Genomic DNA, 14,600 nt, shown 5'->3' with positions numbered 1-14,600 from the left:
TAGTTATACACAATGTTATCAACATGGCTTATAACACTAAACATATTAGCAATTATATGTAGGCTGATTTATCCGTTTTAGCTGCCCTGAAGCACTGAAATGACTTTGCCTGTCGCGCTTATCACTTCTGTTAGCATAATCCGTTATATTAGTAGGCTAAATCAGCCAAAGTGCCACCAACCCGATCGCATGCTGCTTCTGTTTCCCTTTTTTACCCGCTGTACTTTTGTATGCATGCTCTGCCTGTGCCTGGCAGGTATGTGCCGGGCACAGGAGCAACCTACACCAAAATTCCGGCGCGACTCTACCCTGCTGCAGGAAAAGACCGACACTACGACCCAGAAGTTTGACGACCGTATCATAGATAACCTGCGCCAGATGTCGCAGCGCAAAACCATTATGGGCAAACTGCTGAAAGCCGTGCTGGTACTTGGCCCACGGGATGAAGGCAACTATGGCATGGATGCCGAGTTGATCCGGCAGGAATACGAAAAGCATAACTATAAAATAGTACGCCACATCGACATCCTGAACCTGGACCCTTTTGGCTACTCGATCAATGATACGGCGCGGGTGCCCCAATCTTTTTTTGAGAAGGCCGGCAACTCGCTGCACGTCAAAACCGGCCGTGGGCTGATCCGTAACAAGCTGCTTTTCCGCAAAAACAAACCACTGGAGCCGCTGGCACTAGTCGAATCGGAGCGTTTGCTGCGCCAGACCGATTACCTGCTGGATGCCCGCATCATCGTGAACGAAGCCACCACCACCAACGACAGCGTGGATGTGTTCGTCGTTACCAAAGATATCTTCAGCTTAGGCGGCTCCGGCTCTTACACGCCTTCTTCGGGCTCGGGGCGCATCTCGTTGCGGGAGTTGAACTTTTTGGGGCAGGGGCACCAGTTGCGCACCTCCTACCGCTTTAACATGAACAGGCCCAGGCCGTGGGAATTCTCCGGCTTTTACTCGATCGAAAACATCAGCAGAAGCTATATCTCTGCCGATATCAACTACATCAACGAAAACTATTATAAGGAGAAGAGCGCTTTCCTGCACCGCGATTTTTACTCCACTAATACCAAGTATGCGGGAGCTGTAGGCCTGAACTCCATAGAGCAACGCCTGCTGTTGCCCTCTTCGCCAGAAGATTCGGTGCCGCAGTTCGGGCAACTGAGCTACAACCGCCGCGATGCCTGGCTGGGACGGGCTTTTCAGTTCAAGTCTTATAACCTGGGCTACGAGTCCAGGGGCCGCATTATCACAGCTTTGCGCGTCATCAACACAGACTACAGCACCCAACCGTCCAACAGCTTTCAGGACAACACCCTGTTTCTGGGCAGTCTGGGCTATAGTATCCGCAAGTACTACAAAGACCGTTACTTGTTTGGCTTTGGCCGCACCGAAGATATTCCTGCCGGGGCGCTGCTCACCGTCACGACAGGCTACGAACACGGGGCGCAGACCAACAGAAGGTACTTTGGCGCATCTACCTCGCTAGCCAAGTATAGCAAGAGCTTCGGTTACCTGTATGGCAGCATCAACTACGGCACTTACCTGCGGAATGGCGAACGGGAGCAGGGCGTGCTGGAGTTGCAGTCGCTTTACTTTACTAAACTTTATGAGTGGAACAACTGGAAACTGCGCCACTACCTGCAGGGGCATGCGACCTTTGGCATCAACCGCAACCCGGAGGAACTGCTTTCCATTGACAATGAAAACGGGCTGCGGGGCTTCCGCTCTGACCTGATACGGGGTAACCGCCGCATTACGCTTAACTACGAAGCTAACCTCTACACCCCGCTTTCGCTGTTTGGCTTCCGGTTGGCAGCCGTTGCCTTTGCCGATATCGCCTGGCTCTCGATGGGCAACAGAAGCTCACCTTTAAAAGAAACGCCTTATCGCGGCTATGGCATTGGTTTTAAGCTGCGCAACGAATACCTGGGCTTCAGCACCATTCAGTTCCTGCTCAGCTACTATCCGCGGCTGCCGGTAAACGACGACCGTAGTTTCCGGCTTTCCGGCTCCAACCGTTCCTACTATGACTTCACCGATTTCCGGTTTACTGCTCCTGGTGTAGCTGATTTCCGGTAAGTATAGCCCCCTTATACTTGGTGCAGTATTTATACTTAAAAAGTGAGGCGGGTATTTCTAGCTATCGGAAGTCAGCCAACTTGCCTGTTATTTGAGATTGGCCATAGGTATACTTCCTCCGTATGCAGCGGTATAGCCTGCTTGTTTTATACTTGCCAGGCTGTTGCGCGCCGGCTATTTAAGTATGGCACCTTTTTCGGAAGGCGCTTTTTGCTAAATTTGCAGGCACCTCATTCTTTTAACACCGACACCATGGTAGACCTGGGCAACTATAATGAACTGGAAATTGCGCGCGAAGTGGACTTTGGCGTTTACCTTACTTCTGAGGACGGCGATATCCTGCTGCCAGGCAAGTATGTGCCTGAAGGCGCCAAAGTAGGCGATTTTGTAAGAGTGTTTGTGTACCGCGATTCCGAAGACCGGGTAATTGCCACTAACCTGACGCCCTATGCCACAGTGCGCGAGTTTGCCTGCCTTACCTGCACTGATACCGCTCCTTTTGGTGCGTTTCTGGACTGGGGCCTGGAGAAAGACCTGCTGGTACCGCTCCATAACCAGAAAAATAAAATGCAGGAGGGCCGCAAGTACTGCGTATACATTTACCTGGATGAAACCTCTGACCGCGTGGTAGCCACCTCTAAGCTGGGCAAGTACCTGCAGAACGAACAGGATATTGACCTGGCAGAAAACGATGAGGTGCAGCTGCTGGTAGCCGGCTTTACGGAGATCGGCATCAAGGTTATCATCAACAACAAATACATGGGTATTCTCTATAAGAACGAGGTATTCCAGGACCTGCAAATGGGCGACAAACCTACCGGCTACATCAAAGCCATTCGCCCTGATAATAAAATTGATGTGACGCTCCGCAAACCCGGCACCACCATTCTGGCCGAATCATCAGAAGCGGGTGATAAGATCCTGCACCTGTTGCAGCAGGGCAGCGGCTGGCTCCCCCTCTCCGACAACAGCTCGCCGGAAGATATTTACAAGCTGCTGCAGATGAGCAAAAAAACCTTTAAGCGCGCCATTGGCGGCCTCTACCGCGAAGGCAAAATTGAGCTGAACGACGACAGCATCCGCCTTAAACAATAACGCACAATTTGCAGCATCGGAATTGCGTTTCACGCCTTATGCACAATAATTTTCAGGTGAAACTAGTATACTTATAGACTCTATAGCGCTTAAAAACGTACTCTGCGTAAGTTAAAACCTTATGCAAAAAGTAAGAACGGCTCTTATTGCAGGTGCCAGTGGCCTGGTAGGTAGCCATTGCCTGCAACTCCTCTTAAAAAGCGAGCGCTATAGCCAGGTGATCTCTGTTGGCCGGCGCGATTTACCGCTTATACATCCTAAACTAGAGCAGCTGTCCATCGATTTTGATGAGATGAAAACCTATGCCGCCGACATGGTAGCCGATGATGTATTCTGCTGCCTGGGCACTACCATAAAACGGGCGGGCTCCAAACCAGCCTTTTACAAAGTAGATCATACGTATGTGGTGGAACTGGCGCATATTACTGCCAGTAAAGGCGCTGCACAGTTCATGGTTGTCTCCGCGATGGGAGCAGATGCCGGTTCTATGTTCTTTTACAACAAAGTAAAGGGTGAGATGGAGCGGGATATTCAGCAGCAGGGCCTGACGTGCGTGCATGTTTTCAGGCCGTCGTTGCTGCTGGGCGAGCGGGAGGAGGAGCGTACCGGCGAGGAGATCGCCTCAAAAATTATGCAGCCACTGAGCAGCCTGCTGGTTGGCCCGCTAAAGAAGTATAAACCCATCGAGGCCGAAACGGTAGCCAAAGCCATGCTGTATGCAGCCATGCAGGACCAGCAAGGTGTATTCGTACATTTCTCCGACCAAGTAGCGGCGCTTGGCGCTAAACTTATCGTATAGCTTTGCTATACCCGAAAAGCAGCAGACAAACACCTTATGCAAGAATCGCAGCTACAGCACCTGTTTCCCAAAGCCTCGCAGTATAACCCGGAGTGGGTGCGGCGCAACTCTATGGGCGAAAATGTGCTTTTGAACCTCGAAAGCCTCACTAAAAACCTACACCTGAAGCCCGGCATGCGCGTGCTGGACTTGGGCTGCGGTAAAGCTATCAGCTCTATTTTCCTGTCCAAAGAGTTCGGTGTTACGGTATGGGCTGTGGATGAAGCTATTTCGGCCAGCAGCAATTATGAGCGCATTAGCCAGCAAGATTGTCAGATGGCTGTTATTCCGCTGGAGGCCGATGCCCGTGCCCTGCCCTTTGCCGAAGAATATTTTGATGCCATTATTGTAGTAGACTCTTATACTTATTTTGGCACCGACGAGAAGTACCTGCCCTACATTTGCCGGTTTCTGAAGCCCGATGGCCATATTGCCATTGCCGATGTATGCTTTACCAAAGAGGTAGAAACGCTGGACAAGGTACCGGATTTCCTGCAGAAAGACTATCAAAACTACTGGTACTTCATTCATACCATAAACTGGTGGCGCAAACTGTGGGAGAAAACAGGACTGGTGCAGGTAGAAGTGGCTGCCGAACTGGACGGTGCCCAGCAGGTGCGGGAGCAATACATTCAAGACTTTGAAGAAAAAGATAAGCCGGACCCTTTTGCCCGGGCACTAAAGCAGGACGAGCAGGGATTCATCACTTTCTTCACACTTATCGGGCGCCGCACCAAAAAGAGCGTTTACCTGCAGGACTACAAGCAGAGCAAATCATCGCAAAAACACTGATACAATTATAGCCCAATACTGCGTTAGAAGTTTTACTTTTGCAGCCGCTAAACAGGAGCTTGTTCCTGGGCAGAGCACATTTAACTTTAACGCTTTATGAAGACTTTATTCCGCTTTTCTTTCGCGCTGGCGCTAATGCTTTCAGTGGCTGTTGGTGCCCAAGCCCAGAGTGGCTACACCACTGGTATCGGTTTAAGAGGAGGCGCTGCCTCCGGCCTCACCATCAAGCACTTCATACAAAATGATGTGGCCATTGAAGGTATTCTGAGCACCAGTTTCAAGTATAGAGGCACCGTGATCACGGCTTTGTATGAGAAGCACGCACAGGCGTTTGATGTGCCCGGCTTGTTGTGGTATTATGGCCTCGGTGGCCACGTAGGCTTCTATAACGGCCATTATTATTATGACCGCGGCGACAAGCACTACAACGACGATGTGTTTGGCGTAGGTGTGGATGGCGTGCTCGGCCTGGAATACTATATCCGCGATATTCCGTTTACCATCGGTGCTGACGTAAAGCCTTACATCAACATTCCTTTTGGTGGCGGCTTCTGGGATACAGCCCTGCATGTGCGGTATGTGTTTTAAAGATTAACCGCTACCTCCTTATTCGTAGTATTGATTCAGGAACATACAAGAAAGCGCCCCGCTATTGGTGTAATGGGGCGCTTTCTTGTATGTATACTTTAGCAAATGACTTTTCCAGTAACCTCAACAACTCAAAACGCCATGTGCAGCAGCGCATCGCCCTGGTTCACGACGGGCATGTTGTTTAGCCCGATCACGTAGCCGGTAGCCGGTGCATTTACGCGCACTTCCATCTCGCCGTAGGGGTCGGTGATGCTGCCGATGTGCTGGTTCTTTTTCACCATTAGGCCGATGTTGACAAAGGTACGCCACAGACCAGCATTTTTGGCCCGCACCCAAATATCCTTCAGGCAGAGCACGGTTTCTTCAGCGGCAGGTGTATAGCTGGGCATCATCCCCAGGTGATGCAGCACCCGGCAAGTGCCTTCTATACCTATCATAATGCCTTTCTCATCAAACCGCAGCGACTCGCCGGTTTCATACACCAGAATAGACTTGTGGTGCTTGGCAGCCTCTTTGCGCAGCGAGCCCTGGCGATAGGCCGTATCCAGAATAAAAGGCGGCGCGAACGCACGGGCAAGTTCCTCGTTGCGGAAGTCGTTGAGTACACACCTGATCTGCGGATAGTTGGCACGGCTGGAACCGCCTGTATGAAAATCAAGCCCATAATCCACGTAAGGCATGATCTCTTTCATAAACAGGTGCGCCACGCGGCTGGCAAGCGAACCATCGCGGTTGCCCGGGAAACTGCGGTTCACGTCTTTGCCGTCCGGCACTTCTCTGGAGAAGTTTAGAAAACCATAGATGTTCAGGATCGGGATAGCGATGATGGTGCCTTTCAGCGGGTAGAGCATCTTTTTGGAAAGCATCCGGCGGATAATCTCGGTGCCATTTACCTCATCGCCGTGCATGCCGGCCATCAGCAATACAACGGGCCCATCATGCACCGACCGAAACACATATACCGGTATTTCGATAACCGTACCACTGGGTAGCTTGCTGAGCACCAGTTTGGTCAGCACCTTTTCGCCCCGATCTATCCGCTTCTCATTGATAACGATGGTTTCGGGCATGCTACTCTTTTATACTCTTCTTGGGCTTCTTCTGCGTATGCCCCTCCAGGTACTCAATTATTTTACCGGCAATATCTTTTTGGGTAGCTTTCTCGATGCCTTCCAATCCTGGCGAAGAGTTTACCTCCAGTATCAGCGGGCCGCGCTTGGACTGCAGCATGTCTACGCCGGCAATGCCCAGGCCCAGCGACTTGGCAGCCAACAGGGCCGCAGCTTTTTCCTGGCGCGATAGCTTGATGAGCATGGCTTTGCCGCCACGATGCAGGTTTGAGCGGAACTCCCCCTCTTTGCCCTGCCGCTTCATGGCACCTACCACCTTTCCGTTCACCACAAAAGCCCGGATGTCAGCACCGCCCGCCTCTGAAATAAACTCCTGCACAATAATGCGCGCTTTCAGGTTGTGGAATGCTTCAATCACTGATTCGGCCGCTTTTTTGGTTTCTGCCAGCACTACGCCTAAGCCCTGGGTGCCCTCCAGCAACTTAATCACCAGCGGCGCGCCACCTACCTCTTTCACCAGTTCCGAAGTGTTTTTGCTATAGTTGGTGAAGGCGGTTTTAGGCATGCCCAGTCCGGCACGTCCCAGAATCTGGAGGCTACGCAGCTTATCGCGCGAGCGCACAATGGCCTGCGAATCGACAGCGCTTTTCACTTTCATCATCTCAAACTGGCGCACCACGGCCGTACCGTAGAACGTAACTGAAGCTCCGATACGTGGAATAACGGCATCAATGTCGGTCAGGCGCTCCCCTTTGTAAAGGATGTGTGGGTCACCTTGCTCTATCACGAGGTCGCAACGCAGGTGGTCGAGCACTATGGCCTCGTGCCCCCGCTGTTGAGCCGCCTCCACCAGCCGGCGGGTAGAGTAAAGCTTGGGGTTGCGGGAGAGAATAGCAATCTTCATAAATGCAGTTTATTTCTTGTTATGTTTGATTTTATACTTGCGGGCTACGTTTTTACGGGATACATCCACTACAAAACGCCCCTGTAGCAGCTTACGCCCGATCAGCACGGGGTATTTCATATCGCTGCGGTCAGATAGCGAGAACTCATCCTCTATCACTTCATCAAAAAGTCGGATCTTGGTCCGGATCACGTAGCGCTCCTGCACTTCGCCAAAAGAGCTTTTGACCTCACGCAGGTCATAGGTGGCGAACCGCAGCTTTTTATGGTTATACTGTGGGTGCGACGGGTCCAGCAGGTCCAGGCTGATCACTTTGGTGCCATCTGCCTGCACCTCCTCATGAATATCCGAGCAGTGGATCGCAGACGTATAAGCACCCGTATCCACCTTCGCTTCAATATCCTCGATATCGAGCTCTGGAAAAGAAACAAGCTCGCGCCTGCCGATGGTCTTTTTCTCCTGTTTAAGCTTAGGTAGGTTTTCCTCTCTCACAGATATTTCAATTATGAATCAGGAACATTAAAGTATGAATGATAGGTATAAAATGGTTTGCAGTACCGCACCAATCACAGTTTTATACTTCCGCGAACGCTCCCCGCGCCGGCACGAGCTTATAGCTTGTACCTTATGTTCCTCCAAATCATACTTCATCAATCAGAACTACTTGGTAGCAGTGATGCGGTAAATGGCATTGTTCGTGTCGTCTGATACGAGCAGCGAACCATCTTTCATCACCAGCACATCCACGGGGCGGCCCCAGTTCTCTTCGCCCTGCAGCCAGCCCTGTGCAAAAGGCTCGTAGCTGGTCACGTTGCCGTTGCCGTCCTGGCGCGCCAGCATTACCCGGTAGCCCATTTTTTTAGAGCGGTTCCAGGAGCCATGCTCGGCAATAAAGATCTGGTTTTTATACTCAGCCGGAAACATATTACCGGTGTAAAACTTCAGTCCCAGCGATGCGCCATGCGGACTCAGGGTTTTTACTGGCTTCACAAACTCGCTGCAATCATGCTTTTTGCCGAACTCCGGATCTGAGATAGTGCCGGCGTGGCAGTACGGGTAACCAAAGTTCTGGCCTTTTTCAGTGGCGCGGTTCAGCTCATCCGGCGGAATATTGTCGCCCAGCATGTCGCGCCCATTATCGGTAAAGTATAGGGCTTTGGTCTGCGGGTTCCAGTCCATGCCCACGCTATTGCGTACTCCCGACACGTATACTTCCAGGTTAGAGCCATCGGGGTTCATGCGGGTAATGGAGGCATAAATAGGCTTTTCGGGCTCACATATATTGCAAGGCGCACCTACTGGCACATATAGCTTGTCATCAGGGCCAAAAGCAATATACTTCCAGCCATGGTGCTCGTCGCTCGGAAACTGATCGTTCACTACTTCATACTTGGGGCTGTTGCGGAAAGTGCTGTCAATGTTCTTGAACTTGAGCACGCGATTAACCTCTGCCACGTACAAATCGCCATTCCGCAGCGCCACCCCGTTAGGCGTGTTCAGACCGGAAGCCACCGTTACGACTTCGTCGGCTTTGCCGTCTTTGTCTTTGTCTATAATGGCAAACACCTTGTCGTTGCTGCGTGTGCCCACGTACAGAATACCGGACGGGCTCATGGCCATCTGGCGGGCATTCTCCACGTTCTTGGCATAATAATCAATGCGGAAGCCGTTGGGTAGTTTGATACGCTCCAGGTCTTTGTCGATAGGGCCTGTCGGTAAACCGATGGCCACCTGTTCGTCTTCGGCTTGCTGATTTTCGGTTGGGCCGGTTTTCGTGACATCATCTTTGTTGGAATTTTCAGAAGTACAGCCCGCGCTGAGCCCTATCACCAGCAGGCAGGAGAAGAAAAAGCTTACGTGTTTTTTCATTGTTTTATATAAGTCAAAGATAAATAAAGTGCGTTGGCTGCACCTTTGATAAAAGTGAACAAAGATGTGGTGCAGCTATCAAAGCACAAGGTATATATACTGCTACATAAGTACAATGTTTTGAGAGGCCTGCCGCCGTCCGGGCTTCGGGCACGTGCAGGCAGTTATGTTTGCTGCCGTCTGCGGTGTAGCAGGTCGGCTACTTCCTGCAACAGGTAAGTATGGCCGGCCTTCAGCAGCACCAGTTCGCCCTGGTCAAGCGCCTCCACAAACGCTCCCACCTGCCTGGCCGAAATGATCTGATCAAACTCGCCCAGAAACATAGTTAGCGGCACTTTATACTTGTTCAGATTCGCCACAATCAGGCGGATATCAAAGTTCAAGTCACGGAAGCCGATCCAGCTGCGGTAGATGCGCAGGCGCTTGGGCGTGCTGTCCATCTGATAATGCGCAAAACGGAGCATACTTTTATGCACCAGGTTATACTTGTCCAGTAGCCCCAGCAGCCGAAAAAAAGCCTTAGGCTTTAGCACGGTGCGTTTAAAAAGCTGCTGTAGCCAGCCCGGGTAGGTGGCAATGTTGTACCAGAAACTGGTTTTGATTCCGTCGGGCGCAATCAGGAAAAGCTCGTCTATTCGCTCCGGCATTAGTTCTACCAGTGTTAAGGCAAACTTGCCTCCCATACTAAACGCCATTATCGAGAACCGTTCCAGGGCATTTTTCTCCAGGAAGTGCGCCATGAAACCAGCCAGAAAGTTTTTGGTGAGCGGCATATTGCTTTTATGCAGCTGGCTACGGCCGTGAAAGAACAGGTCGAAAGCGTAAATAGTGTAGTCGCTGCCCAGCGCCTTCTCCATGGCCTGGTAATACATACTGCTTTGCCCGTACCCATGAAACGCCAGCAGTACCCGGTGCCCATGTCCGAACACGCGGTAATGCAGTTTCGATTTGTCGTGGAGCAGGTAAGGCATGGGAAAGCTGTTTTGAGGTAGAGAGCTAGAAAGTTGTTTTGAATTTGGGAGTTAGAGCGTTTAGGAGTTAGAGATTGTTATGCATGCTATAAAATCACTTTTTAACTTTCTAACTCCTAAACGCTCTAACTCATCACAGCCTGGACACGCCGCCGGAGACAATGAATTTCATCACTTCGCTGCTGGGCAGGTCGAGGTAGGTGACGTTGCGGGCAGGTATGATAAAAAGCTCGCCGGAGAAATTGTAGGAGTGCGGAAAGTATACGGCCACCTTGTCTTCGATATTGATTCCATCCAGTGTATCCTGCGTAACAAAACCGAGCTTCATGTTCTCCGAGTCTTCGGCCATTTTTACCAGCACCGGCTTGTTAAACTTCTGGTTGTCGCCCACAAAAGCATCGAACAGGTCTTTGATGCTGGAATAGATGATGCTCACCAGCGGCACCTGCTCGAACATCCGTTCCATGATGATGAAGAAAGGCCGCACGAAAAAAGAGGAGCCGATGAAGCCCACCAGCGTCAGCAGCGCCATCATCAGCAGAATGCCCAGCCCGGGTATGCCCAGGTCAAAGAGGGTGTCGAGCCAGTCGATCACAGCCACTACAATCCAGACTGTGAGAATGATAGGGGCCATAATCAGCAGCCCGTTCAGGAAATAGCGCAGGAGTTTTTTCATCGGGTGTCTTTCAAAAAAAAAGCTTTGCCGAAGCAAAGCCTAAATTAGCCATATTGCTTTATAGTATACGCATCATCCTTATTCAACAGCAGCGGTACTCATTGCCGCCACTCCGCGCGCTACCTGCTCCATCAGCCACATGGGGGTGGAAGTAGCGCCGCAAATGCCAACACTGCCAGCTTCAGCAAACCACTCCGGCTCCAGTTCTTTTTCGCTCTCGATAAAATAGCTGTTCGGATTGTGCTGCTTACATACGCTATACAGGGCTTTGCCGTTGGAGCTTTTCTTGCCGCTCACAAATACAATGACGTCGTGCTCGGTAGCAAACTTTGCCAGCTGCGGCTCGCGGTTTGACACCTGGCGGCAGATGCTGTCGTTGGCATCAAAGGTAGGGGAAGTACTGTCGCGATTCGCCTGCTTGATGCGTTCTTCGATCAGCGCTTTGATGTGGTAAAAACCTTTCGTGCTCTTCGTTGTCTGGCTAAACAGCGTTACCGGCCGGCTGAAGTCGATCTTCTCCAGGTCGGCCTCAGTGGTCACGATGATGGCTTCGTCGCGGGTCTGTCCGGCCAGGCCAATAACTTCGGCGTGCCCTACCTGCCCGTAAATTACGATCTGGCCGTTGGCGGCTTTGCCACTGTCGTAGGCGTGCTTTACGCGGTTCTGCAGCTTCAGCACCACCGGGCAGGAGGCGTCTATCAACTCAATATTATTTTCCAGGGCCAGTTTGTAGGTTTCCGGCGGTTCGCCATGCGCCCGTATCAGCACCTTGCAGTCGTGCAGTTCCTGCAGCTGTTCCCGGTCGATGATGCGGAGGCCTTTTTCGTAGAGGCGCTGCACCTCCATGCCGTTGTGTACAATATCGCCGAGGCAATACAACTCTCCACTTTCTGCCATTTCATCCTCGGCCATCTGGATGGCGAACTCAACGCCAAAACAGTAGCCGGAATTTTTATCTATGGTAATGTTCATGTCTTACGCTTCTTCCCTTTTTACAGCATACGCCTCCTCTAATATCTTTGAGGCTACTTTCTGCAGTACAAAATCTACCTGCTCGTCTACCGTCATGTGCGAGGTGTCGAGCAATTCGGCATCTTCGGCGCGGCGCAGCGGGCTCTCCTGGCGGGTAGAGTCGATGTGGTCGCGCTTCTGCAGGTTTGCCCGGATGTCATCCAGGTTTACCAACTGGTTTTTCTCCAGCAGTTCCTGCTGCCGCCGGCGGGCGCGGGTATCTACATCGGCTGTCATAAATATCTTTACTTCCGCATCCGGAAAAACAGCTGTGCCAATGTCGCGCCCATCCATGACTATACCACGTTTTCTGCCCATCTTTTGTTGCTGCGCCACCATGGCATGGCGTACTTCGGGTACTACGCTTACCTCGCTTACCTGGTTGGAAATATACATCTGGCGGATCTGATCCTCAACATTCAGGCCGTTCAGGTATGTTTCGTTGCGTTTGGTTTTAGGGTTGTAATGGAACGACACGTCAATGTTCGCCAGCGCGTCACGTATTTCTTTGGGATTGGTAAGCGACACATGGTGCTGAAGAAAGTATAACGTAACTGCCCGGTACATGGCACCGGTATCAATGTAGGCGTAGCCGAGTTCTGCCGCCACTCTTTTGGCTGTGGTACTTTTACCGCATGAGGAATGGCCGTCTAACGCGATTACAATCTTCTTCATTATCAAAACAAGTAAACAGGACTAATTAGAATCGCAGGGGCAGGGCAGGTTACCGTGCTTGCTTTTGCGTTTGAGATGTGCCGTCTTCTTCTGCTGCGGGGTTTTTGTCGTGCAGCCAGCCAGCGAACCGGTAGCCAGAAAACCCGCTAAAACGATGTATGAAATTATCTTCCTCAAAACGACTAACTTTGTTGCAAATATAAGACCATTTGAGTTAAGAGTTATGCGTTAAGAGAGAAGAGTTAAAATGCACTCTTAACTTTAAACCCTAACCACTTCACTCTAAAGCACACACTATGCCAACAGACTTTTCCGTTAGCGGCCGCATCATAGACCTGCACGCGCAGGACATTTACGAGGGCACTGTTCATGTGTCAAACGGCCGCATTTCTAAAATAGTTCGGGAGGCCACCGACAGCCAAAATTATATACTACCAGGCTTTGTGGATGCCCATGTGCACGTGGAAAGCTCTATGCTGGTACCCTCCGAGTTTGCACGCCTGGCCGTACCGCACGGCACTGTAGCCACAGTATCAGACCCGCACGAAATCGGCAATGTGCTCGGCGTAAAGGGCGTGGAGTACATGATTGAGAACGGGAAAAAGGTGCCCTTTAAGTTTTACTTCGGCGCGCCTTCCTGCGTACCTGCCACACCTTTTGAAACCGCCGGTGCCGAGATCACTGCCGCCGATATTGCGCAGCTGTTTCAGCGCGATGAGATCAAGTATTTGGCCGAAATGATGAACTGGCCCGGCGTGCTGAACCACGACCCGGTGGTGATGGAGAAGATCGCGCTGGCAAAGCAGTATGGCAAAGCCGTAGATGGCCACGCGCCCGGCCTACGGGGCGAACAGGCGGCGCTGTATGCCGCTGTGGGCATCACCACCGACCACGAGTGCTTTACCGCCGAAGAGGCGCTGGACAAACTGGCCGTAGGTATGAAGGTCCTGATCCGCGAGGGCAGCGCTGCCAAAAATTTTGAGGCGCTGATTCCGCTGCTGCCGGAGCATTACCGAAATATGATGTTCTGCTCTGATGACAAGCACCCCGACAACCTGGTGGAAGGCCATATCAATTTGTTGGTAAAGCGGGCGCTGGCCAAAGGCAACAACCTGTTTCATGTGCTGCAGGTGGCCTGCGTAAACCCCGTGGAGCACTATAAACTGGAGGTGGGGCTGCTCCGCGAGGGCGACCCGGCTGATTTTATACTTGTCGATAACCTGGAGGAATTGAACGTAACGGCCACCTACATTAACGGGAATTTGGTAGCGGCGCAGGGCAAATCGAACATTCCTTTTACGCCAAGCGAGGAGATCAACAACTTTAACACCAGTGCCAAAGTAGCCGCCCAGTTTGGGATGCCTGCCGGCGACGCGCAGCAGATCCGGGTGATCGAAGCATTTGACGGGCAACTGATCACGAATGAAGTATGGGCTAAGCCGAGAGTGGAAGACGGTTTTCTGGTGTCTGACGTAGCGCAGGATGTGCTGAAGATAACCGTGGTGAACCGCTATGAGGATGCTATTCCGGCGGTGGCCTTTATCAAGAATACGGGCTTGCGGCGGGGTGCTATTGCTTCCTCTGTCGGCCATGACTCGCATAATATCATTGCTGTAGGCGTAGATGATGAAAGTATAGCCCGCGCCGTGAACCTGATCATTGGTGCCCGGGGCGGCGTGGCGGCGGTGGATGCCGCACATGAACAGTTGCTGCCGCTGCCGGTAGCGGGTATCATGTCTGCTGAAGATGGCTATAAAGTGGCGGCGCAATACTCCGCCATCGACGGCATGGCCAAGGACATGGGCAGCACGCTGGCTTCTCCCTTCATGACGCTGTCGTTTATGGCGCTGCTGGTAATCCCCGCACTCAAACTCAGCGACAAGGGGCTGTTTAACGGGGAGGTGTTCGAGTTTGTGCCTATTGCTTAAAATAGGCTTTAATCTTTATACTTTGCCTGCTTGCAGAAGGCACACCAAAGCCCATCCTGCATCGGCGGAGAATAGATACAAGTATAAACTGT

Annotated in this window: 14 protein-coding genes; 6 read left to right on the top strand and 8 right to left on the bottom strand. The window is 51.7% G+C overall.

Annotated features, from left to right (window positions below):
• Nucleotides 1-189: 189 nt before the first annotated feature.
• The 5 genes from ABDW72_RS08020 to ABDW72_RS08000 all read left to right on the top strand — a co-directional run bounded on the left by ABDW72_RS08020 (nt 190) and on the right by ABDW72_RS08000 (nt 5,401).
• Nucleotides 190-2,088, top strand: coding sequence for a BamA/TamA family outer membrane protein (locus ABDW72_RS08020; protein WP_347158012.1), 1,899 nt, complete (start codon nt 190-192; stop codon nt 2,086-2,088).
• Nucleotides 2,089-2,298: 210 nt separating this feature from the next.
• A complete protein-coding gene (locus ABDW72_RS08015; RefSeq protein WP_347158011.1) occupies nt 2,299-3,183 on the top strand; it encodes a CvfB family protein in 885 nt (294 codons plus the stop codon).
• A gap of 121 nt (nt 3,184-3,304) precedes the next feature.
• Nucleotides 3,305-3,982, top strand: coding sequence for an NAD(P)H-binding protein (locus ABDW72_RS08010; protein ID WP_347158010.1), 678 nt, complete (start codon nt 3,305-3,307; stop codon nt 3,980-3,982).
• Between the two features lie 36 nt (nt 3,983-4,018).
• The gene (locus ABDW72_RS08005) at nt 4,019-4,813 is read left to right on the top strand and encodes an SAM-dependent methyltransferase (protein ID WP_347158009.1); all 795 of its coding nucleotides are present in this window, start codon (nt 4,019-4,021) and stop codon (nt 4,811-4,813) included.
• 96 nt (nt 4,814-4,909) lie between these two features.
• Nucleotides 4,910-5,401, top strand: coding sequence for a hypothetical protein (locus ABDW72_RS08000; protein WP_347158008.1), 492 nt, complete (start codon nt 4,910-4,912; stop codon nt 5,399-5,401).
• A gap of 131 nt (nt 5,402-5,532) precedes the next feature.
• Here the strand turns inward: ABDW72_RS08000 and ABDW72_RS07995 are convergent, their stop codons facing one another.
• The 8 genes from ABDW72_RS07995 to cmk all read right to left on the bottom strand — a co-directional run bounded on the left by ABDW72_RS07995 (nt 5,533) and on the right by cmk (nt 12,580).
• A complete protein-coding gene (locus tag ABDW72_RS07995) occupies nt 5,533-6,474 on the bottom strand; it encodes a succinylglutamate desuccinylase/aspartoacylase family protein (RefSeq protein WP_347158007.1) in 942 nt (313 codons plus the stop codon).
• A gap of 1 nt (nt 6,475) precedes the next feature.
• Nucleotides 6,476-7,378, bottom strand: a complete 903-nt coding sequence (gene rimK / locus ABDW72_RS07990) for a 30S ribosomal protein S6--L-glutamate ligase (protein WP_347158006.1) — start codon at nt 7,376-7,378, stop codon at nt 6,476-6,478.
• 9 nt (nt 7,379-7,387) lie between these two features.
• The gene (locus tag ABDW72_RS07985; RefSeq protein WP_347158005.1) at nt 7,388-7,870 is read right to left on the bottom strand and encodes an ATP-dependent zinc protease family protein; all 483 of its coding nucleotides are present in this window, start codon (nt 7,868-7,870) and stop codon (nt 7,388-7,390) included.
• 168 nt (nt 7,871-8,038) lie between these two features.
• Nucleotides 8,039-9,247, bottom strand: a complete 1,209-nt coding sequence (locus tag ABDW72_RS07980) for a PQQ-dependent sugar dehydrogenase (protein WP_347158004.1) — start codon at nt 9,245-9,247, stop codon at nt 8,039-8,041.
• Between the two features lie 164 nt (nt 9,248-9,411).
• Nucleotides 9,412-10,218 carry an alpha/beta fold hydrolase gene (locus tag ABDW72_RS07975; protein WP_347158003.1) on the bottom strand — a complete coding sequence of 269 codons (807 nt, stop codon included), beginning with the start codon at nt 10,216-10,218 and terminating at the stop codon, nt 9,412-9,414.
• 133 nt (nt 10,219-10,351) lie between these two features.
• A complete protein-coding gene (locus ABDW72_RS07970) occupies nt 10,352-10,894 on the bottom strand; it encodes a DUF502 domain-containing protein (protein WP_347158002.1) in 543 nt (180 codons plus the stop codon).
• Between the two features lie 78 nt (nt 10,895-10,972).
• Nucleotides 10,973-11,866 carry a 4-hydroxy-3-methylbut-2-enyl diphosphate reductase gene (locus ABDW72_RS07965; protein ID WP_347158001.1) on the bottom strand — a complete coding sequence of 298 codons (894 nt, stop codon included), beginning with the start codon at nt 11,864-11,866 and terminating at the stop codon, nt 10,973-10,975.
• A 3-nt stretch (nt 11,867-11,869) separates the two neighbouring features.
• Nucleotides 11,870-12,580, bottom strand: a complete 711-nt coding sequence (gene cmk, locus ABDW72_RS07960) for a (d)CMP kinase (RefSeq protein WP_347158000.1) — start codon at nt 12,578-12,580, stop codon at nt 11,870-11,872.
• 296 nt (nt 12,581-12,876) lie between these two features.
• On the opposite strand from cmk, the gene ade reads away from it, so the two are divergent.
• Nucleotides 12,877-14,508, top strand: coding sequence for an adenine deaminase (gene ade / locus ABDW72_RS07955; protein ID WP_347157999.1), 1,632 nt, complete (start codon nt 12,877-12,879; stop codon nt 14,506-14,508).
• The last annotated feature ends 92 nt before the right edge of the window (nt 14,509-14,600 follow it).

Origin of the sequence: Pontibacter chitinilyticus, assembly GCF_039748935.1 — a bacterium.
GTDB lineage: Bacteria > Bacteroidota > Bacteroidia > Cytophagales > Hymenobacteraceae > Pontibacter > Pontibacter chitinilyticus.
This window is presented reverse-complemented; position numbering and strand designations above follow the sequence as displayed.

Excerpts from the sequence above, each read along its gene's own strand:
- ABDW72_RS08000 (WP_347158008.1), top strand. The coding sequence starts at position 4,910 with ATGAAGACTTTATTCCGCTTTTCTTTCGCGCTGGCGCTAATGCTTTCA.
- ABDW72_RS07995 (WP_347158007.1), bottom strand. The coding sequence starts at position 6,474 with ATGCCCGAAACCATCGTTATCAATGAGAAGCGGATAGATCGGGGCGAA.
- ABDW72_RS07970 (WP_347158002.1), bottom strand. The coding sequence starts at position 10,894 with ATGAAAAAACTCCTGCGCTATTTCCTGAACGGGCTGCTGATTATGGCC.
- ABDW72_RS08005 (WP_347158009.1), top strand. The coding sequence starts at position 4,019 with ATGCAAGAATCGCAGCTACAGCACCTGTTTCCCAAAGCCTCGCAGTAT.
- cmk (WP_347158000.1), bottom strand. The coding sequence starts at position 12,580 with ATGAAGAAGATTGTAATCGCGTTAGACGGCCATTCCTCATGCGGTAAA.
- ABDW72_RS08020 (WP_347158012.1), top strand. The coding sequence starts at position 190 with ATGCTGCTTCTGTTTCCCTTTTTTACCCGCTGTACTTTTGTATGCATG.
- ABDW72_RS07965 (WP_347158001.1), bottom strand. The coding sequence starts at position 11,866 with ATGAACATTACCATAGATAAAAATTCCGGCTACTGTTTTGGCGTTGAG.
- rimK (WP_347158006.1), bottom strand. The coding sequence starts at position 7,378 with ATGAAGATTGCTATTCTCTCCCGCAACCCCAAGCTTTACTCTACCCGC.
- ABDW72_RS07975 (WP_347158003.1), bottom strand. The coding sequence starts at position 10,218 with ATGCCTTACCTGCTCCACGACAAATCGAAACTGCATTACCGCGTGTTC.
- ABDW72_RS08010 (WP_347158010.1), top strand. The coding sequence starts at position 3,305 with ATGCAAAAAGTAAGAACGGCTCTTATTGCAGGTGCCAGTGGCCTGGTA.
- ABDW72_RS07980 (WP_347158004.1), bottom strand. The coding sequence starts at position 9,247 with ATGAAAAAACACGTAAGCTTTTTCTTCTCCTGCCTGCTGGTGATAGGG.
- ade (WP_347157999.1), top strand. The coding sequence starts at position 12,877 with ATGCCAACAGACTTTTCCGTTAGCGGCCGCATCATAGACCTGCACGCG.